Origin of the sequence: Paenibacillus periandrae (assembly GCF_022458865.1) — a bacterium.
In the GTDB taxonomy this organism is placed as follows: Bacteria; Bacillota; Bacilli; order Paenibacillales; family NBRC-103111; genus Paenibacillus_S; species Paenibacillus_S periandrae.
Map to the genome: position 1 here is coordinate 218,929 of NZ_JAJNMU010000004.1, position 21,373 is coordinate 240,301.

General features: G+C 44.8%; 16 protein-coding genes. 3 read left to right on the plus strand and 13 right to left on the minus strand.

The features are described from left to right. Window positions 1–46 precede the first annotated feature (46 nt). The 11 genes from LRL21_RS08180 to LRL21_RS08230 all read right to left on the minus strand — a co-directional run bounded on the left by LRL21_RS08180 (window position 47) and on the right by LRL21_RS08230 (window position 14,348). Entirely contained in the window at window positions 47–1,543 is a 1,497-nt protein-coding gene (locus LRL21_RS08180) for a sulfatase family protein (RefSeq protein ID WP_240415284.1), read from the minus strand. Window positions 1,544–1,615: 72 nt separating this feature from the next. After that, window positions 1,616–3,124, minus strand: a complete 1,509-nt coding sequence (locus LRL21_RS08185) for an ABC transporter substrate-binding protein (protein ID WP_240415285.1) — start codon at window positions 3,122–3,124, stop codon at window positions 1,616–1,618. Between the two features lie 85 nt (window positions 3,125–3,209). Next, complete coding sequence (locus LRL21_RS08190; protein WP_240415286.1) at window positions 3,210–4,085, minus strand: carbohydrate ABC transporter permease; 876 nt, start codon at window positions 4,083–4,085, stop codon at window positions 3,210–3,212. A 17-nt stretch (window positions 4,086–4,102) separates the two neighbouring features. Further along, complete coding sequence (locus tag LRL21_RS08195; protein WP_420832430.1) at window positions 4,103–5,080, minus strand: ABC transporter permease; 978 nt, start codon at window positions 5,078–5,080, stop codon at window positions 4,103–4,105. Between the two features lie 171 nt (window positions 5,081–5,251). Next, on the minus strand, window positions 5,252–6,859 hold the full coding sequence (locus LRL21_RS08200; protein ID WP_240415287.1) for a response regulator transcription factor: 1,608 nt from the start codon (window positions 6,857–6,859) through the stop codon (window positions 5,252–5,254). A 15-nt stretch (window positions 6,860–6,874) separates the two neighbouring features. Further along, window positions 6,875–8,614: a sensor histidine kinase gene (locus LRL21_RS08205; protein WP_240415288.1), complete on the minus strand. Its 1,740-nt coding sequence runs from the start codon at window positions 8,612–8,614 to the stop codon at window positions 6,875–6,877. A 175-nt stretch (window positions 8,615–8,789) separates the two neighbouring features. Next, window positions 8,790–10,088, minus strand: a complete 1,299-nt coding sequence (gene melA / locus LRL21_RS08210) for an alpha-glucosidase/alpha-galactosidase (RefSeq protein WP_240415289.1) — start codon at window positions 10,086–10,088, stop codon at window positions 8,790–8,792. A gap of 29 nt (window positions 10,089–10,117) precedes the next feature. Continuing rightward, window positions 10,118–11,110 carry a 4-hydroxythreonine-4-phosphate dehydrogenase PdxA gene (locus tag LRL21_RS08215; protein ID WP_240415290.1) on the minus strand — a complete coding sequence of 331 codons (993 nt, stop codon included), beginning with the start codon at window positions 11,108–11,110 and terminating at the stop codon, window positions 10,118–10,120. A 50-nt stretch (window positions 11,111–11,160) separates the two neighbouring features. Beyond that, on the minus strand, window positions 11,161–11,976 hold the full coding sequence (locus LRL21_RS08220; RefSeq protein ID WP_240415291.1) for a carbohydrate ABC transporter permease: 816 nt from the start codon (window positions 11,974–11,976) through the stop codon (window positions 11,161–11,163). Further along, complete coding sequence (locus tag LRL21_RS08225) at window positions 11,973–12,812, minus strand: carbohydrate ABC transporter permease (protein ID WP_240415449.1); 840 nt, start codon at window positions 12,810–12,812, stop codon at window positions 11,973–11,975. The genes LRL21_RS08220 and LRL21_RS08225 overlap by 4 nt, the downstream gene beginning before the upstream one ends. 231 nt (window positions 12,813–13,043) lie before the next feature. Then, window positions 13,044–14,348 carry an ABC transporter substrate-binding protein gene (locus LRL21_RS08230; protein ID WP_240415292.1) on the minus strand — a complete coding sequence of 435 codons (1,305 nt, stop codon included), beginning with the start codon at window positions 14,346–14,348 and terminating at the stop codon, window positions 13,044–13,046. A 167-nt stretch (window positions 14,349–14,515) separates the two neighbouring features. On the opposite strand from LRL21_RS08230, the gene LRL21_RS08235 reads away from it, so the two are divergent. Together LRL21_RS08235 and LRL21_RS08240 are read left to right on the plus strand one after the other, a co-directional pair. Continuing rightward, window positions 14,516–16,273, plus strand: coding sequence for a cache domain-containing sensor histidine kinase (locus tag LRL21_RS08235; protein WP_240415293.1), 1,758 nt, complete (start codon window positions 14,516–14,518; stop codon window positions 16,271–16,273). Next, the gene (locus LRL21_RS08240; RefSeq protein WP_240415294.1) at window positions 16,270–17,784 is read left to right on the plus strand and encodes a response regulator transcription factor; all 1,515 of its coding nucleotides are present in this window, start codon (window positions 16,270–16,272) and stop codon (window positions 17,782–17,784) included. The genes LRL21_RS08235 and LRL21_RS08240 overlap by 4 nt, the downstream gene beginning before the upstream one ends. Before the next feature lie 158 nt (window positions 17,785–17,942). On the opposite strand, the gene LRL21_RS08245 is transcribed toward LRL21_RS08240, so the two are convergent. After that, complete coding sequence (locus LRL21_RS08245; protein ID WP_240415295.1) at window positions 17,943–19,454, minus strand: sulfatase family protein; 1,512 nt, start codon at window positions 19,452–19,454, stop codon at window positions 17,943–17,945. A gap of 147 nt (window positions 19,455–19,601) precedes the next feature. Here LRL21_RS08245 and LRL21_RS08250 point away from each other — a divergent pair, with 147 nt between their 5' ends. Further along, window positions 19,602–20,444: an AraC family transcriptional regulator gene (locus LRL21_RS08250; protein WP_240415296.1), complete on the plus strand. Its 843-nt coding sequence runs from the start codon at window positions 19,602–19,604 to the stop codon at window positions 20,442–20,444. Window positions 20,445–20,538: 94 nt separating this feature from the next. Here LRL21_RS08250 and LRL21_RS08255 read toward each other — a convergent pair whose 3' ends face one another. After that, window positions 20,539–21,366, minus strand: coding sequence for a sugar phosphate isomerase/epimerase family protein (locus LRL21_RS08255; protein ID WP_240415297.1), 828 nt, complete (start codon window positions 21,364–21,366; stop codon window positions 20,539–20,541). Window positions 21,367–21,373 lie beyond the last annotated feature (7 nt).

The window sequence follows — 21,373 nt, forward strand, 5'->3', positions numbered from 1 at the left end:
TAAATAATGCAAGAGGGTGCAATGATTTACTTTATGGTGTGCATTTTTACTTAATCGGCTGCTTCACTACAAACGTTCCCGCGTCAGAATCGTTGGGTACAATATCCGAAGTATGCAAATACCAATCCAGCAGACGTGATTCCAGGCTTGCCTTTATGTCCGTATATTCGACATCGTAATACACATTGCACAGCTCCAGCGGGTCCTTCTTAAGGTCATACAGCTCTCCAAGCTCCTCTGTCCGCCGAATGAGCTTATAATCCTTCGTGCGCATCATGGTCGTGCGGCATACACTATGCGGCTGCTCCTGCTGTTGTCTTGCCTTGGGCCAATACATGTTGTCCGGATGATTTGCAAACCATGCATCTCTTATGGGATCTCCCTCAAAGCAGTGCGGCTCTCGCAGATTATAACCTCCATCGGCAAATACAGCGCGTTCTGAATCGCCAGCCTTCCCCTTTAGCTGCGGTACCAGGGATTGTGCGAAATGATCATGCTCTGCTTGAATGCCTGCCAAATCGAGAATCGTCGCCATAATATCGAACATCTCGACCTGCTCTTTGACCTCATGACCAGGCTTGCTGTCCGGGGAGCGGATGATTAGAGGAACGCGCGTCAGCACATCCTCCATGCCATTTGGCCATTTTTCAACTAACCCGTAATCGCCTGCATAATCGCCGTGATCCGAGGATACGATTACAGTTGTATGTTCTAACAAACCGCTATCCTTCAATGCCTGCATCAACTGGCCAAACGCCCAGTCCACATAGCTGATCATGCCTAAATAAACCGCTTGGATTTGTGATAAGGTATCATCCGTTATCCGGTCCAGTTTTCGATAGGAACGTATGTGCTCATGGAAAGAAGGTTTTCCCTCCAACCCAGAGGGTCTGAGCGGCGGTATTGCTTTTGGATCATATAAGCTGTGATACGGTTCCGGTACGGCATAAGGCGCATGGGGCAGCAGTGTAGGCATATATAGCATAAACGGTTTTTCTTGTGCTTCGGCAGACTGGAGAAAGGCAGTCGCCTTCTGAACCGCCATAGCCGTCTCCGTAGAATGAACATCGCCTTGCTCCGGTTCCATCAAAAAGCTATAGAACCGCGGATCATCCGGATCATAAGGATTGCGCTTCTTGAAATCGCCTCTAAATTCCCTTGCCATTACACTCTGTTCACGGAAAGCCTCATCACCTAAGATTTCAATTAAATAGGACTCTGAATAAAGATGATTTTTACCATACCACTTCACCTCATACCCGGCCTGCTTCATATAACGGAACAAACTGGGCTCATGCGGACGAAGCAAGTGCCAGAGCGTTCGATGACCGGAGACATGCGGATATAATCCGGTCATGAGACTGCAGCGCGATGGACTGCATACGGTATTTTGCACATGACATTGGTCGAACCGGACGCCTTCTGATGCCAATTGGTCCAGGTGAGGAGTGCGGACCACGGGATTGCCATAACACCCCAGGCTCTCAGCACGCATTTCATCGGGAAAAAAGAAAACAAAGTTCATTCGTTTATTAGCTGCCATACTATGTCTCCCTTCTGGATAGATATAACCATACTCTGACAAAGCCAGAGCATGGTTATAAGGATTCCTTGCTTATTTACCTCCCGCTTTTACCCAAGCATCAAGCTGCTTTTGCTTTTCAGCAATAATTTTGTCCAAACCGGCCGCTTTCAGCTTGCTATTGAATTCGGGCAGCAGCGACGGGTCCAACGTGCCCGTTTCCAAACCGATTTTATACTGATTGATAACATTCGTTACTGCGGCTACTTCCGTCTTGATCGCTTCAAAATCCGGCGTAAAGCCCAGCGCTTTGGATTTGACCGCCGATTCTTTAAATGCCTTCATTTGCTCCCAAATTTTCGGGTCTGTGCCCTCCCAAACAGAGGTCAAGTAATTGTTCCCTACCTCCCATTGATTGAATAAATATCCACTTTCAGTGACGCCTGGCAGGGGAGCGATCATATTGTCGGATTTTTTCACATAGTGTTTTCCTTCGATACCGTTCGAGATCAGGTTGGCGATGTTTTTATCCGTGTACATCATATTCATGAACTGCATCGCTTTTTCCTGGTTCCCGCTATTTTTGGGAATCGACATCATGAAGCTGGTCACATTGTAGGTCGCCATAAATGGCTTAGTTAATCGAACGGCCACCATTTCTTTGCCTGCTTGTGCGCTGTCCTGCTGCTCGTACCCCGGCTTCAAATTAGTTAAGAACCCGAATGCTTTGCCCGCCTTGACCAGATTTGCGCCGGTTTCTTGGGAAGTTGCAATATCCTTCAAGATGTAGCCGGCCTGATACCATTTACGAATGAGTTCAAGGCTTTCCGCATACTGCTTCGTTTCGAACAGGTTTTGTACTTTCAAGTCATTCCCGGCATCGGCTAACACGCCCATGCTGTCTCCTAGAAGATCGAATTGCGCATTATACAATTTCAAAGCAGGCGTCTGTGAATTGTTCTGCTGGACCAGTGGAGTAATGCCAGGCTCATTATCCTTAATCGTCTTAAAGATCGGTTCCAAATCAGCCCATGTTTTCACTTTGCTTAAATCGATTTTGTATTTATCCACCAGGTCCTTGCGCATACTGATCCCATAATCCGCGGCCAAATCCCTCATGCTGGGGACACCGTAAATTTTACCTCCAACCTTGGTTGCAGTGAGAAGATCCATGCCCACTGCCTCTTTAACCCCTTGACCGTGCTTGTTCAGCAAATCGTCCAGAGGAATAAGCTGCCCTTTGGCAACCTGGCTGCTATAATTTCGACTTGCCATGGTGACGAGCAGATCCAGATTTTCATTGGCCGCCAGGATGAGATTCACCTGCTGATTCCAAGCCGAAATGCTGATAGGCAACAGCTTAACGGTCGCATTGATCTTCTCTTTTGTAATCTTGCTGATCTCTTCTTGAACGAGCTCTATATCCTTCAAATTGTTGAATGTCATCAACGCCATCGTGATTTCGTAAGGCTTGGAATCCTTTGATTCCTTTGCAGGCGTGCCTGTCTTACTGTCGCTGTTGACTCCGCATGCCGCCAACAACGTAGACGAGGCTACGGCGATACTAAGCAATCCTTTTGCCGCCTTCAATTTTACAGACATGTTATTACCCCCTGAAATTATATTTGTGAATTCAAGAACTAGAAGTTCCCATTATGCTAACCGAATCGGAGATTCGAGTAGAGCCTCAGCCTTTAACTGCGCCAACCGTAAGACCTTTGACAAAATACTTTTGGAAAAAAGGATACACGCAAAATATCGGCAATATTCCGATTACTGCGATTGCCATACGAACCGTATCCGTTGGAATGTTGGCGCCCGCAGCCGCACCCATATCACTCTGCTGCAAAAATTGAAGGTCCGTCATCATGCGGGTCAACATATTTTGAATACTGAACAATTTACTATCCGTCACGTAGATCAACCCGTTAAACCAGTCGTTCCAGTAAGAAATGCTCAGCATCAGACCAATAGCAGCCAAAATCGGCAGTGACAAGGGCAGCACGATATTCCAGAATATCCTGAATTCCGATGCTCCATCAATATAAGCTGATTCTATCACGGGAACCGGAATCGAAGTCGCAAAAAAGGAACGAATCAGCAAAATGTAGAAGCCATTCGTAAGCAAGCCTGGCACAATGAGTGCCAAAATCGTATTCTTGAGATGAAACACCTCGGTATAGACCAGGTATGTGGAAACCAGCCCTCCATGAAACAGCATGGTGAAGAACACCAGGAATGATAGCGTTTTTCGTAAAGGCAGGTCGTTTCGTGACAACGGGTATGCCAGCAGGGTAGAAATAATCAAGCCTATCAACGTCCCGACAAAGGTAATGAAAATCGTAATGCCGTAAGCCCTTGCCATGGTGGTTGAATCATTCAGCAAAAATAGGTACGCATCCAAGCTGAATATCTTAGGCCAAATTGAATATCCGTCAACAATAATTGACTTTTCATCAGTAATCGATGCCATAAATAAAAGCATAAACGGGAATAGACTGGCGATAGTGGATAAGATAAACAAGCTATGGACAAACCATTGATTAATATGGTTCGATTTCATCACATACAGCTCCTTTGTTAAAATAAGGCTTGATCGCGATTTTTCCGACTTACGACATAATTGGATACTAACACTAGAATAAATCCGACCAATGATTGATATAATCCGGCTGCTGACGACATGCCGATATCTCCCAATGTCATTAGTCCGCGGTAAACATACGTATCAATGACGTCTGTTGTAGGCTGCAGCGGCCCGGAATTAAGCGGAACCTGATAAAACAGGCCAAAGTCAGAGTAGAAAATCCTGCCGATGGCAAGCAAGGTCATAATGATAATTGTAGGTGATAACAGCGGAAGGGTAATGGTTCGAATTTGCTGCCATTTGCTTGCGCCATCTATCGTCGCTGCTTCGTAATATTCATGGTCGATTCCGACAATAGATGCCAGGAAAATGATGCATAGGTAGCCCACATGCTTCCAGACATTAACGATCGAAAGAATGTACGGCCAATACTTCGGTTCCGAGTACCACGAGATCGAGTCAACTCCGAGTAACGGCAAAATATGACGATTGACAAAGCCATTTTCCACATTTAGAAAGGCAAGCACTAAATATCCGACAATGACCATTGAAATCAAATGAGGAAGCAGCACTACAGTTTGATAAAAACGGGACATGAAGCGGATTCTCACCTCATTCAGCAATATGGCTACTGCAACAGCCAGAACTAGATTAAGAATAATGAAAAATCCGTTATACAAAATGGTATTTCGCGTAATGACCCAAGCATCCGATGTTTTGAATAAATACTCGAAGTTCTTGAAGCCCACCCAATTGCTTCCGAGAATGCCTTTGGAGTAATTAATATTTTTGAATGCGATAATAACACCGAACATAGGTAAATAATTGTTAATCAGTAAGTAAAGAAACCCTGGCACCATCATCAAGAACAAGGCTCGATATCTCTTGAAGGCCTTTAATACAACATGTACCTCGGCCGATTTCTTTAGTTGCGGTATACTCGGATAGTCCTCCTCTGTGATGCTCTTCATAGCAGCCTTCCTCGCTTTCTCTTTGTGTAATCCTATTATATATAAGCTTGCCCTCTTCCGCTCACCAATAAAGCGACTTGTCACTTTAGATAATCCGACTATTCTTTTGTATGGAACAAAAAAAACCGTTCACTCCATTGGAGTAAGAACGGCTATGGCAGTATAACTATTTTATTTGAATTGCTTTCGGTAATCACTCGGATTAACGCCTGTCGCTTTCTTGAATAGGGTAGAAAAGTAGGATAGATTCGAATACCCGACAGTAAGCGCGATATCGCTTACGGATTGATTGCTCTTCTTTAGCAGGTCTATCGCCAAGGTCAACCGTCTCTGCTGTAAGTATTCAGAGATCGGTATGCCCATTTCCTTCTTAAACACCCTCGTCAAGTAATCAGGATTCAAATAAACCGCACTGGCGATATCCTCACAGGACAACGACTGCTCTCCGATCCTCTCATCAATGAAATACTTGACCTTCTCAACGATCGACATATTTTCCTGGATCGACTGAATGTGATTCATTACTACCTCTATCACATCCGAAATCCATTCCTGAAGAGCCGTCAAGGAACGAACGACCCGCTCCGGCTTTTCCGTTAACAGGTTAGTTGAGAACACGTGATGCGCCTGCAAGCCCTTACTCTGCAGAACGAAAAAAACCATCTGTAGGAAGTCCTGGTAAAAGCCTTGAAGCCACTGGGCATCAATCCCGGATTTCATCTGTTTAAACGGTTCCATATAGGCAGATACATCCGCGAGAAGCTTCTCTTTATCTCCATGCTTCATCCACTCCGACCAGCCTTTGATATGCGGAGGATGAACATACGAAATGGAATCTCCACCATCCTTTAGCGTTAAGGTCTGATTCATCAGGGTCACATTATTTTTGTCCAGCTCCTGCAGACCGCGTACCATGGAAGCCATCTCATGTATGCGTACCGGTTCCCCAATGTAGCAGCATAAATCACAAAAAAAGAAATGATTGCACGACCTGATATATTGATCACAGTCGGAAGCAAGGCTTGTGCCAGTAAGCTCCATATTCGTTAATGGAAGTATGACGAGCAAGCACCCGTTCTGTATGGGTACGACTAAGGATTGGTTAGCATGCTTTGCGATTTGCTCCTCTGCCGCATTTTGCAGCGCATACTCCATAATTTTGTAATCCCGCTGCGTGAGCGCTTTATGCCAATGCTTCACATTAATATAAACTGATAGAAACAACGTATCGACAGAATAAGGTATGCTTTGCCTTCTCAGCTGTTCTTCTATTCTTTCCGGTGTCGAAGACAGCCCCTGATGAATCAGATCCTGCCAGAAGCGTTCCATTAATACAGGCTGATGGGATTCCCATAGCTGGTGATAGTGCTTGTAGGTCGCTTCGAATGTAAGCAGCTGCTCATTGGCACGCAGCTTGTCCAAAGCCTTCTGAATACTTGTCTCCAGCTCCAGATAATCGACCGGTTTCAGCATATAGTCAAAGCTATCCAGTTTAATTGCCTGATTGGCATATGAGAAATCCGCATGGCAGGTTAAAAAGATCGTCTCGGTTTTGGGATAAAACTCTCTGACCCATTTTAATAAATCAAGACCGCTTCCTTGAGGCATTTCAATATCGCACAGAAGCACATCGACTGCATGCGCTTCAAACACCTCCTTCGCCTGCCTGATGTTGTAAGCCGTTTCAACGTCAGTAATGTGAAGCCGCTCCCAAGCCACACCTGTCTGAAGCCCTCTAACCGCGTGAGCTTCATCGTCGACAATCAGTGCACGATACATGAGCAAACATCCTTTCTAATTATAAGTCTCCGGCAGTTGAAGCTCCACAACAGCTCCTCCGGCTGCTGAATTAAAAAATCTGATCTCAACCTGATTCGGGTACAAGAGTCGTAATCTCCTCCTCACGTTCCACAAACCGATACGTTCACCCTCCTCAGTTACAAGCTCTTCGTTCGACTGCAGCTGCTTCAATGTAGAGTCCGCAAAGCCTGGTCCGGTATCTGAAATGATAATGCGCATATAGGGGGTATGCTGATTATTCTTGATGTTCCCTTTATCAATGCTAATGCTGATTTCCAGCGGATAGTCTGTGTTCATCGCGTGCTTAACGCAGTTTTCTGCAATCGTTTGAATAAGGAGTGGAGGGACTAAACTGGGCATCAATTCTTGCTGACAGTCCATCCGGTAAGTGAGGCAATCCGGAAATCGCAGCTGCTGAATACGCAAATAATTTTCCGTATGATTCAATTCATCCTGCAAAGCAACAAAATTTGAGCTGCTGCGAAACATAAACCGGAAATAGGCGACCAAGCATTTGGTCATTTCGTGGATTAAGCTGTAATCCTTTACGGTGGCCAAATTATAAATAATGTTTAAAGAATTCAAGAAGAAGTGCGGATTGATCTGAAGCTGCAAACGTCTAAGCTCCTCCTTTTGATGGTTCAGCTTTTCTTCATACACATTGATTTGCAATTCACGGATTTCGGTTGTCATTCGATTAAAGGTTTCATTCATGAGCTCGAATTCCGTCGAAGTCGGATGATCTTGAAGTCGAGTCTCCCACTGTCCGTCACGAAGCTTTCTCATGGCGGCTAGCATTCGGTTGATCGGCAGCAAAAACACCTGTCTCATGAAAAATACAAATAGAAGTACAAATAAGCCAGCGATCACGGAAATAATGGAAGCAATCCTTTGCATAAATGGGAGCTTATCCAAAATAATATCATCCGGTATTAAAGCAATGAGCTTAAAGCCGCCTTTCGTTGAGGGCTTCTCAATTACCATATACTGGTTATTTTTTCCGGATAAGTAATAATCCCTTGACGATGTCTTCAATTCAATGGCTTGATCATGGATCAGGTCTGCATGATTCATAGGCTCAAAATACTCAGTTGTCAGCAGCGCAGCCCCGGACTCGCCAAAATCGATTAAAGACAAAGGAACCATGATTTTTTCTGCATTGACCCAAGCCCCGACAAAAACCTTACCAATTTTGACCACATGGAATAAATTGTAAGTTCCGTTATCTTTCCATACATACCATCTGTTGTTCTTGTAGGAGGCCGTATTCCCTTGAAGCATACGGTTAATGGAGGCCTTGACAGCTTCCCGCTCCTCAAGGCTTTTCCCGAAATTTTGATTCAGAATCAAGTCCTGACTAGCCGCTGAATAAATGAAAAACAAATCGATAAATTTATAATATCGAATTTCATTTGCTATTAAATTGTCCAAACGAATTTTCGCCTTATAATATTCGGATTCATTCGCGGGATCTGTATTTTCCAAATTCAAAAGATCCGTGTTCAGCTGCGACAAATCGTACAAATAACCGTCCACCTGGTCCAGATTTCGATCAATTTGTCCCATATACAAGCTGAGCAAATTGGCATTGGTTTGGGCCACACCGTTGCGAACCACCTGAACCGCATAATGATTATTAACTAGCAGTACAGTAATTAAAGGCACAATAATTAATACAATCATGGCCAGCAGCTTAAATCGTAATGAATTGAGTAAGGATTTAATAAATCTCATTGGGTTATCCAATCATCCTCTTGATATGACTTCAAAATCATTGTACTACATTAAGGCTGATTGTGGATCAAGAATCTCATTCAGGATCATTTAGAACCTGTATATAAAGAAAGATGCCCCCTGATGTATGAGATCAGGAGTCATCTTATCCAATTGACTATATGATTAATAAAGCCTACACAAACTTTGGCAGCCAATCGCCATGAGCTTCAATAAGATCATCGCACATAGCTACGATATCATCGATAGAAAGCTCGGCTGCCGTATGAGGGTCAAGCAGCGCTGCGTGATAAATATGCTCTTTTTTTCCGGTGACAGCTGCTTCCAGGGTTAACAACTGCGTATTGATATTCGTGCGATTCAATGCAGCCAGCTGCGGAGGCAGATCCCCTACATACGTTGGAGTCACACCGCTTGCATCAACCAGGCATGGTACTTCGACTATGGTTTCCTCAGGCAGATTCGTAATTAATCCGGTATTCATCACATTGCCGCCGATTTTGAACGGATTGTTGGTCTCCATCGCCTCAAACATAAAGGATGCATATTCATGAGACCGGGTATGTCCCAGATTTTTGTTATTGACCAGTTCATCGCGCATGGTTGCCCATCTCTTGATTTGGCGTTCACAACGGCGTGGATATTCATCCAAAGGTATATTGAAACGCTCAATCAATTCAGGATAATTTCTCTTAATAAAATACGGATGGTACTCAGCATTATGCTCGGAGGATTCGGTAACGTAATAGCCAAAGCGGAACATCATTTCATAACGGACCATGTCTTCGTGCTGCTCTTGTTGTTTCTCACGGGCACGACGCTTGATTTCCGGGTACAAATCCACTCCGTCTTTGGTGACTTCAAGCAACCAGGCCATATGATTAATACCGGCTATTTTGGTATGAACGCCTTCGGTATCGATGTCCAAGTCCTTAAATAAGTAAGGTATGCATCTTTGAACGCTGTGGCACAAGCCGACTGTCTGTACTCCACCATAGGTGATCATTGCATTCGTCAGTACAGCCATCGGGTTCGTATAGTTCAGGAACAGTGCATTCGGGCACACTTCATTGATATCCTTGGCAAAATCGAGCATGACCGGAATGGTGCGGAGATTACGAAAGATGCCTCCAATTCCCAAGGTGTCGCCGATCGTCTGACGCAAGCCGTATTTCTTTGGTATTTCAAAATCTGTAATCGTACACGGATCATAACCGCCCACCTGTATCGCATTAACTACATATTTGGCCCCACGAAGCGCAGCTTTGCGGTTGGTGTACGCTTGTACTGTGCAGGTGCTTCCAAGTGTCAGCTTTAAATTATTTAACATATTTTCAGAATCTTTGAGACGTTCTTCATTGATATCGAACAATGCTAATTCAAAGCCTTGCAGCGCTGGGGTCATCATGCAGTCACCCAACACATTTTTGGCAAATACCGAGCTGCCAGCACCTAGAAAAGTAATCTTTGACATAAACCTTGCCTCCCCATTGTATGGTTTTATTAGAATCCTGCTAATCTTACAGCGAGCTTCATGGCCTGCTCTGTAGCGCCAGGGTCAGAGATCCCTTGCCCTGCAATATCGAATGCCGTACCGTGCGCAGGTGTGGTGAGGACAACAGGAAGTCCTCCGCTGACCGTAATGCCTTTATTAAAGCCCAGCAGCTTCATACCGGTCTGTGCCTGATCGTGATACATACTAACCAGACAATCGAAAGGCTTTGTTTTTAGCCGCAAAAAGATGGTATCCGCCGGATAAGGGCCTTCTACGTTAATCCCCTGCTCCTGAGCGCTCACAATGGCAGGCCGAATTTCGTCGATTTCTTCAGTGCCTAACAGACCTCCATCGCCGGCATGCGGATTAAGGGCGGCTACGACAATTTTGGGATTAGCGAAGCCTACGCTGGTCAAAGTATCCTGAGCAAAACGGATAATACGGGCAACGCGTTCTTTGGTTACGAGGCTGCTGACTTGCTTTAACGGCACATGCGAGGTTATTCGCGTAAACCAAAGATCTCCCATCACGTTAATTTCACTAAAGCCTTCCTTGCAATCCAGAAGTGATGCAAAAAAATGCAGCTCATCCTGAAAATGAAATCCACCTCGATGCAAAGCTTCCTTATTGATCGGCGCATAAACAACACCATCCAGCTTTTTTTGCTGTGCAAGCTTCAACACGTACGTCAACGTCTCACCGGTTGCTTGACCGGAATCTTCCGATAATTGGCCCAAAGAATAAGTATCCGGAGACAAATTGTGCAAGTCTATCAAATAAACCTTGTCCTCGCTATCGATTTCTTCGATGTTAGCGATTTTCACATAAGGGACTGATAATCCTGCTACGGATTGGCCTTGTAGAAAAACACGTTCATCACCGACTACAACCCATGTCGCTATTTGACGAATTTCTTCGGATTGTAGTGTTTTAGCCACCAACTCCGATCCGATGCCTGTAGCATCTCCCAAGGTTAAGCCCATTACCGGTTTTCTCTTCATATTGCCATTCCTCTTCTCTATGAATGTTGTATCCTCAAATTCTATGTTTATTATCCTTTAATAGCCCCCGAGGTCATGCCTGAGATGAAATATCTTTGCAAAAACAGGTAGACGGAAATGCTGGGAATGGCAGCTAATAAGGAACCGGCAGCTACCCAACCGATGTTGGAATTGTTCTCACCGAAAAATGTCGATAAAGCAACAGTGATCGTTCTGTATTCTAATTTCTGCAGGAAAAATACAGAGAATTGATAGTCATTCCAGATCGAAACGCCATTCATGATGATAACAGTCGCCGTAATCGGCATAAGTACCGGCAGTATAATCCGAAAAAACAACCCAACCCTAGAAGCGCCATCAATCATCGCAGCTTCGTCCAGCTCTCTCGGAATCGTACTAATGAAGCCTGTGAACAAAAAGATAGCCATCGATAGATGAAAGGTAACATGGAGAATCACGATCCCTATATACGTATTCATGGCCCCGATTTCAACAAACATTTTATACAAAGGAACGAGGATCGTAAGCGGTGGAACTATAAGCGCACTCACAAAAAATCCGTACATCCATTTATTGAGCTTGCTTTGATTACGGGCAAGTGGAAATGCCGCTGACGAACCGAGAATCAAGATCAGTGCAATGGATAATAATGTAATGATGGCCGTGTTGGCAAATGCCCTGTCCAGACCTGCGAGCTGCCACGCATGAATAAAATTATCCCAATATGCATAACCCGGCATGATCCATTTAGAGCTGGTGTCCAAGGTATCTTTAAATGAGGTAGTGATGAGCACATAAAAAGGAACGATATGCATGAGACCTATTAACGCACCTATGAGGGTATACAGAACGCCTGCACGCTTCATGAGGAAACCTCCTTTTTACGTAATACATACAAAGAGGTCAAACCAATAACAGATATAAGCAAAAACATAAAATTACCTAATGCAGCTGCGTAGCCAGCGTCTTGATGAGCAAAATATAATTGATAAATCATCGTCGATAACGAAGCGGATGCATAGCCGGGTCCCCCATTGGTTAATGCGGTTATAACATCAAACAGCTTCAAGCCACCGATCAGGTTAAGTACAATATTAATCGTAATGGCAGGCGCAAGCAGCGGGAGCGTAATATTGCGGAATTTAGATAACCCCGAAGCGCCATCCATCTCCGCTGCCTCATAATAATCCTTGGAAATGGACTGAAGACCGGCCAGGAAAATAATCATCGCAACACCGAGGAATTGATACGTGTTCACTAGCGTAATAATCCATACGTTAAGCTGAGTGTCAGCGAGTAAATTGATCGGCTTATCGCGAAATAATAAAATGATATCGTTAAGTGCCCCGCCGTTAAACTGAAAGAAGAAATACCATATATAACCCATAACCAGCGGACTGACGATAACGGGAAGATAGACAATCGTACGAATAAGGGTCTTTCCACGGATATGGTAGTTGAGCAAGAGCGCATAGGCTAAACCGATGGCATTTTGTAAAACCGTACTGCCAATTCCATAAATCAGCGTATTGACAATTACTGTACCGATTCGATGATCCGAAAGCATTCTTTTATAATTATCCAAGCCGATATACTTGTACAGCTGCGAGTAACCGTCCCAATTCGTGAAAGAGATCATAATGCCTTGGAAAAATGGATAATAAATGAATAATATAAATAGCAGAAGCGCAGGTAAGTACATCAGGTTTATTGAGGATGGGGAATTTATCCAGCGACGTAAACGACCTTTAGTAGTTCCTCTCTCACCTGCTTTACGATACACGGTCTCCACGTTTAATCCTCCTTCATAAAAATAAGACACGAATGTGAAACAGCGTTAACATTCTCGCACCACGCCCGTTGATCCTCCTACTGGACCGCAATCGATCAGGCAGGATATAGAATCAAAAGGCGTGATACGAGCTGATCATAGTTAGTTTTTGCGTAAACGTTCGACTTCCTGCTTCATATTTGCTGAATATTCTTTTGGTGTAATTCGTCCCGCAAGCAGCTCAGTTCCTGATTTGGACATCACGCTCCACATTCCATTAGGCAAGTAAACGCGGTCAAAATAAGGGAACACTCGAATATCGGCATATTTTTCATAATACTCGGTCAGGTCATGCTTCGACTCAATGCCCTTCAAGCCAGGCTGCAGCTTCGTTACATTGGCAATTTTGGTCATATTGGCTGGTTTAGCAAAGAACTGGAGCAGCTTTTTGGATTCAGCCATATTCTTGGAGTCTTTCCATATCCCGATCGTGGACCGTTCTCCGCCAGAAAAATTCGGTTTATCATCCGCTGACATCGACGGAATCGGCATCAATCCGACCTTCATGTCCGGCTTTATTTTGTTAACCGCATCGACGAAGGATGGAGCCAGCAATACAAAGGCTACCTTCTCTGCAGCAAATGCAGCCGGAATTTCGCTTCGTTTCGCAGTCAAGAAGTCTTCGTTAATCAGCCCGCGATTTTTAATATCGAGCAATTTTTCCGGAAGCACGTTCCACTTGTTCCAATCGAAGGTGTTTTTCAACAAGTCTGCGGCCGAATTGTTCTCCGGACTGATCAATAAGGAGTTGGCAAAATAGTCAAAGTAGGTGCCGATTGTACTTTCATCAATACCTGATAAGAAAAATGGTGTTGTCTTTCCGCCACTCTCTTTTTTAATTTTCTCAGCAGCAGTTATTAAATCGTCGAAGGTTTTAGGCGGCTCCAAATTATATTTTTTGAGCATTTCGACGTTATACATAATGCCGTCCTTGGCTTCACTTAATGGTAAGACGTATACCTTGCCAGCTTTGTCGGTTACGACATTTTTGATCGTATCGGTCAATTGCTTGGCCCACGGCTCATCTTTCAGATCGGCCAGGTATTCTCCGTAGCGGACTTGCGCCCATCCATGCGTATCAAATACATCTGGAAGATCATTAGCCGCCATCTTTACCTTCATGTTATTTTCATAAGCCGAGCCCGGGAACTGAATATTTACGGCGATATCCGGGTTCTCCTTTGAGAAATCATTAAGAATTTGGCGATACACCTCTTGTACCGGCTGATCAGGAATATTCACTATCATAGATAACGTTTTCTTTGGTGCGCTATTGCTAGTTTCCTTTCCACTTGAAGGTGCTGATGCCGGTGCTGGAGAAGCTGATTCAGGGCGCTGGGAACAACCGCTTATAGCTACTGCGGATACCAGGGTTAACGCCAAAGATAATTGCCATTTTTTCAACATGTGCCCACCTCTTTAAATTTATTATTTCCTTCACACAAAAATCCTATCACAGTTGTAAGGGTTTACATATACGCTAAATCTACGATTTCAGGCGCTCATAATTAATCTTGCAACCCTATTCATTTTCAAGTATAATCGACCTCAAATTCATGCAGGGGGAGTCTCTCTTGAATAAGCCAAAAATCTCGATTCGAGTGAAACTGATTCTGCTCTACTCGTTAACGATACTGATTCCTGTTATTATAATTGCTTTTGTGATGCCTGCCTATTATGTGAAAATTATCACGAAAGAAACGGAAAAGCTTACCGATGCTACCTTGATCGGTCTGACCGAAAACATTCAAACGTATCTGGACGATTTGGAACGAGTCACAATCTCTCCCTACACGAATAATGATGTGATGAATTCACTCAAGCAAAAAGCCCGGGGCGTCAATAGTCCTGTTGATTCGTATTCCAAGTTTAAAGCCGATTATACCTTGTACCATACGCTGCCGAGCTTGCTAGTGAATTTACGTAAGGATATATTAGGCACACTGCTTGTGGCTATTGATGGTTCTGTCTATTATAATGATAGCAGCTCGCAGCTGACTGAAACTCGTAGCGCCTATCCTTATACAGAGCAAAACTGGTATCGTGAGGCCGTTGCAGCTAATGGAAGAGTAGCCTTTGTTAATGTCCATCCCCAGGATTATTTAAAGCTGACTGCTGTCCCAGAGGTATTCTCTGTGGCACGATTAATTAAGGATCCGGACTCCAAGCAACCGCTTGCCGTCATTATGGCTGATGCCGACACGATCATTTTGGATCGAATCGTAAGACAAATTTCCGTTAACGCAGATTCTTTTGTTACGATTACGGATAAGGATCAAAGGTTGATATATTCGAATACGAATTTATCTCATGAAGCTTTGAACCAATTTCTGAAAAATCCGACCAACAACGATTTTAATCAGCAATCCTATGTAGCTGTATCTAGGGTAATTCCGACCAGCTCCTGGAAAATTACCGTTTGGTTATCCAAAGCAGAGCTGGCCTCCAAAACCCATTGGATGCGCTTAACGGGAGCGATATTTGCAGCAGCTGGCGTGGTGCTTACCTTCTTCTTGTTTTTGGCCTATTCCAGAACCTTACTGACACCATTCAAAGAAATGATCGGCGTCATGCGACAGGTTCAGCTCGGCAATATGAACAAACGCTTTTCCGTTCGAGGGCAGGATGAGATCGCTCAATTGGGAACTGTTTTGAACAAAATGATCAGTCAGTTGGATGAATTAATTACGAATGAGTATCTGAACAAGCTGAAGCTAAGAAATGCCGAATTTCGCGCACTGCAGTCACAAATTCACCCTCATTTTATGTATAATACATTAAATGCGTTCGTGAGTCTAAACCGAAAAGGAGAACACGCGCTGCTGGAGCGTGCTATATTATCGTTAAGCGGAATGCTCCGTTACTTCTTAACCACTCATGATTCCTGTAGTCTGGAGGAGGAATTCTCCAGTATTCATAAATACGGCGAGCTGATGAGCATACGTTTTAGTGACCGCTTACAAATAAACATCACATTGGCACCCGAGCTGGCACCTATTTATATTCCCAAGCTGCTGATTCAGCCGTTAGTCGAAAACGCTATCATTCACGGCGTTGAGCCTTGTGAGCATCCTTGCATGGTTGAAGTAAGCGCTCAAATGGCTCCCGATAGCGTTAACGGAGACAGCTTTGTCATTCGCATTTCAGATAACGGATTAGGATTTGATACTTCCGTGCACATAGATGATCAGCATATCGGTTTAAGCAATGTTAAGGAACGATTAGCGCTCGCTTTTCCGGATAAACACGAATTTGGACTGGTTAGCAGCCCAGGACAGGGTACTACCGTAACGATCACTATATCCCTTTACAAAGAGGAGCTGGCACCATGAATATTGTGATTACAGATGATGAACAATTGGCAAGGGAAGCGTTATCGATTATGCTGTTGGAAATCTGCCCTGATTTGCATATTCATGAAGCACGCAACGGTAAGGAGCTGATTCAATTAGCTGAACGCATCCAGCCTGACGCTGCTTTTGTGGACATTAGAATGCCCGGCAAATCAGGTCTCGAAGCGATTCAAGAAGCAGCCCCGTTATCACCGGATACCCAATGGATTATAGTAACCGGCTTCGCTGACTTTGAATATGCCAAGGAGGCTCTCCGACTGAGAGCGATGGAGTATTTGCTGAAGCCGGTCGATATTCAGGATATACGTGTGCTACTGAGCAAAATACAGCAGACGGCATTACTGCAGATCATTGAGAAGAACAAGCTGTTTGAGTCGGACATGTTATCCTTATTTCACGGTCTCATTCGCGACTGGGAGGAAATTGAACCGGCCCCTAAGCCTTACAGCGGGATTCGAGGTCAAATTATTTATATGGACAGCTGCTACTCGGAAACGGAAAAATCAGCAGCCATCAAGCTGTTGATCAGTGCCATTCGCTCTGCAATGTCCCAGTATTACCACAAGGATTTGGAGCTGGCTACTTTAATTCTGCCTAGCGGGGATTGGGTTGTAGTCGGGAAGTACCAGACTTCACAGGGGGCAGAGCAATTGGAGCAGCTATTCTCTGCTCACGTCGAGCTGGTACAGCAGGCTGAGGAGCCGGGTCAAGCATTTACACTGGTACAATCTGGTGAATGCGATTCTTATACCTCCCTGTTAGCTGAGGTAAATATGCTTCATAAGCTTTCTTATCTCCGCTGTTCTTTGGGGATTTCACGCAGTTGGACTCAAGCAGATTTACTTGCGGTTGAATCGCAGCCAATGATTTCTCAGTTATGCCATCTCTTAAATAAAGCAGTAGATGAATACCACAGAGCACAATATGTAGGCTATATGGATACGATTGAGCAATTTATTAAACACTATTCAGAGCCGTGCAATTCGGTATCTCTAGAAACGTCATTGGCTTTTTCACGGTTTCTCAACTGCTCCATCCAAGCGCCTGTGCTCATTCCAACTGGGGAAGCGGAATGGCTGCAGTCACTCAAAGGTCTTGGAGTCAACCTTCTGGATAAAAAGATCCGACAAGTCGATACCAAGCCAGATTTGGTAGGGAAAACCATAGCTTATATAGAAAAGCACTATGCAGGAGATTTAACGTTAGGTCGTACTGCAGAAGAGTTCAGTGTGACTCCCAATCACTTAAGCAGTTTGTTCCATAAGCGAACAGGAACGACCTTTATGCAGTATGTGACCAAGCTCAGGATGTTGAAAGCGCAGGAGCTGCTGTCCGATCCAATGGTGCAGGTACAGCAAGCCGCCGAGCAGGTTGGCTATTTCAGCACAAGACATTTTACAAAGCTGTTTAAAGAATTTGTCGGGTGTTATCCGTCTGAATACAAGAAAAATTACAAGAGGGTGGAGTCGGAGAGCTCATCGAAATTGTAATAGGGGAGAAAAATAGTCACGAGTGACTATTGTGAATAAAAGCCTGTTTGATTTATTAACGAAGTAAACGCGGCAAAGGTACAGTCTTCCCATGATTGGATGGAACATAAAAAAGATGGTTTCGCTACAAGGAAACCATCTTTTTCTATTGGTGGCGTCTAAGCGTGCCAAATGCGCGGCATCGGCAGCGGTTCTTTTCCAAGCTCCGCCCATACATATTTCAACAGCAGCTCTGTCTTCAATGCTGCACTCTTGCTGTCATCCCACAGGTTATTCAACTCGCCCGGGTCTTCTTGCAGATCGAAGATTTCGCCATAGGTCTGATTGTAGTAGACTGTTATTTTATATCGTTGATCTACATACGTTTTTTGGTGAATTGTAGTCGCCTCGTGGCGGAATTCACAGATGGCATGGTCCCGCACCTGATCGGACTTTCCATACCATACCTTGCTCTGATCGACACCCGTCATGCTGTGAGGGACTGCAATTCCGGCCATACTCAAAAATGTCGGCGCGAGATCAACAAGTGATTGAATAGCCGGAGATTGCACACCTGCTGGCACATGATCCGGATAACGGACGATAAACGGAATTTTGATCAGATCCTCATAGTGAAAGCCACCCTTATATTGCAAACCATGCTGACCAAAGAAGTGGCCGTGGTCTGTTGTAAACACGACAATGGTGTTATCCGTTAGCCCCAGTTCATCGAGCTTATCCAAAATCCGGCCGATATATTTGTCCATACAGCTGATCATTCCGTAATAAGTGGCAACAAGCTGTTTGCGTTCACTCTCCGAGTGCCGATTATGGGAATGGTAGCCATGGATGCCAAAGCCGCTTTCCAGTAAATGCGAGAAATCTGGCTCCGGCTCCTGAGTCATTCCAAAATGCGGCGGGTTCTGATCATGCTCACCAGGTGTCATGGTTGGAATGGTTAGCTGCTCCGGGTCGTACATCGTATCCCAAGGCTCCGGTACGAGATAGTCAGGGTGCGGATCAAAAAAGCTTGCCCATAGAAAAAAGCTGTCCCCATTCTGACTATAATCTTCAAGTAGATGATTGGTTCGTTCGGCTATCCAGGTGTTGTAATGAAATTGCTCAGGAATAGGCCATTTATGCAGCACGGACGGATCCATCGTTCCGGTCGGGGGGAGGAAATAATCACGCCAGTTCGTGCAGCCCTTTTGCTCCATCCAGATTGCATAATGCTGCCCCACATGGGCTTCGTTCGTATGATTGCGTGCGAGCTCCACATGATCAAACCCATAGAAAGGACCGTTGAAGCTTTTCCAATATTCCAGATCCTGCATGATCGGGTACGACTCCACGGAAGGATATGCCTCCGTACTCTTTAGCGGTTGAAAATGCGCCTTCCCGATCAATCCCGTTCGGTAACCGGCCTGTTGCAAATCTTCGCCAACGGTATGTCGGTCCTCCAAAAGCTTCGTTCCCAAGGTCCAGGCTCCGTGTTGACTCGGATACATGCCGGTAACAATGGAAGCTCTCGTAGGTGTACAAGTCGGATTCGGGCAATAAGCCTTCGTATAGGTTGTTCCCTGCTTCACCAATCTGTCCAGGTTCGGAGTGGAAATCTCACCGTTAAAAGCGCCAAGGGTATTCCAATGCTGTTGGTCACTTGTAATTAGCAATATGTTGGGCCTACTCATTATGCAATCCTCCTGTTAGGAATCGATTTCTTTATCTTATTAGTATAAATCGGTTTCCTTTCCGTGAGAATGCAAATATGTTGTACTTGTCATTATGTTGTCCGTTGATTTATCCTGAAGGCAGGACAGGTTATCAGGGAGTTGACGATGGATATGCAGGAATACGCCCATGAGTTTGCTGAGCATTGGTACTCGCTTCCCACACCTATGCAAGCGGCAGGCGGCAGTTGGATCGTCCGGGCCGGACATAATAAAGCGAAACCGCATTATGCTGTCGGACCGAAAAGCATTCAGCAATACGGATTTCATTTGATTCAATCAGGGAAAGTTCAGGTGACAAGCGGAGGCGTAATGGTAGAGCTGGCGGAGAGCGATGCTTTCTGTCTATTTCCTGGGAAATCGTATATTTATCAAGCGATACCGGATTGTTCTGAGGAATTGCACATGGTATGGCTGGCGCTGGATGGCCCACAGGTCCCCTTCTTACTGCTGGAGCTGGGTTTGACGGATGTTTCGTTTCATCTCCGGCAGGCACTGGACCATCGCGTATGGGCGACGATCAGACAATTCATTCAATATTTTCAAAAAGGCAAACTTGATCCTATGCGCGAGCAAAGTCTGCTATTCGAGCTGCTGTGGCGAATCAAACAAAACACCGACATTCAACAAGCCATGCCAAAGCGCCATTGGGTTGCCGAGGTCAAGCCCTATATGGAGCTGCATTGCACCGAAAATATCAGAATAGACGATATTGCGCGGTATATGGGTGTGCACCGGTCCCATCTGTATACTGCTTTTATGAAAGAGTTTGACTGCTCCCCGATGCAGTATTTACAAAGGCTTCGTTTGGAAAAAGGCAGCCAACTGCTCAAGAAAACCGAGCTTTCAGTAACTGAAATCGCCCTGTCTCTCGGGTATCCGGATTTGTTCTCTTTCACCCGTGCTTTTACGAAGCTGTACGGAATATCTCCCAAGGGATATCGGGGGTAAGCAAAGCAGAGATCGGATAATCGATGCACAAAAAACCGGCTCCCTCCCGAACCATATTCGAGTGGAGAGCCGGGTTCAATGTAATTAACACAAGCTATTCCCAAGCCTGGTCTACCTTATCAAGCAATACCTTTAATGCTCGGATTGCCGCAACAACACGCTCCGAATCGTTTGCTTCAGGCAAATAATGCTTTAAATGAGGTTCTACCGATAGAAACCCGTCATACTGACGTTCCTTTAATGTTACGAGCAATTCCTCAATGTGACCCTCTCCTACACCAGCTGGGACGAATTGACGGGGCACCTGTGTAGCATCCTTAATATGGACATAGTCGATGTAGGGAGCAATCTTGGGATAAGCGTCGTGCATGGGTTGAACATTATTCATTACATAATTTCCGGGGTCAAACGCTGCACGCATGTGCTTGGAATCGCAATGAGTAAGAATGTCCAGGCAGCAATCATCGGTTGCACCGTACAAATTGCTGTCATTTTCCAGGATCAATATGACTCCATGGCGGCTGGCAGCCTCTGTGAGCTGCTTCAGTCTGGATAACACCTCTGCACGATGGGCTTCAACGGGCTCGCCTTCAGGCAGCCGATAAGAAAAAATGCGAATAAATGGAGTTTCAAACAAATGCGCCGCGTGTATCGCCTTATCGAGTGCCTCAAGCTGTGGTCCAAAGGGGTCCGTTATTAAGTACTTGCCGATCGGTGAAGCAATAGATGAAATACGAAAACCTCGTTGTTGTAAAGCTGCTTGAATTTGATTCAGCTCATCTTCATTCAGATCAAGCACATTTTTGCCCCATACTCCACGTAACTCCAAATATTTGATACCTTCCTGCTCAAGAGCATCCAGCTGTTCATTTAAATCGGAAGCTATTTCATCGGCAAAACAAGTAAGCTTTACATGACTCACAGCAAGG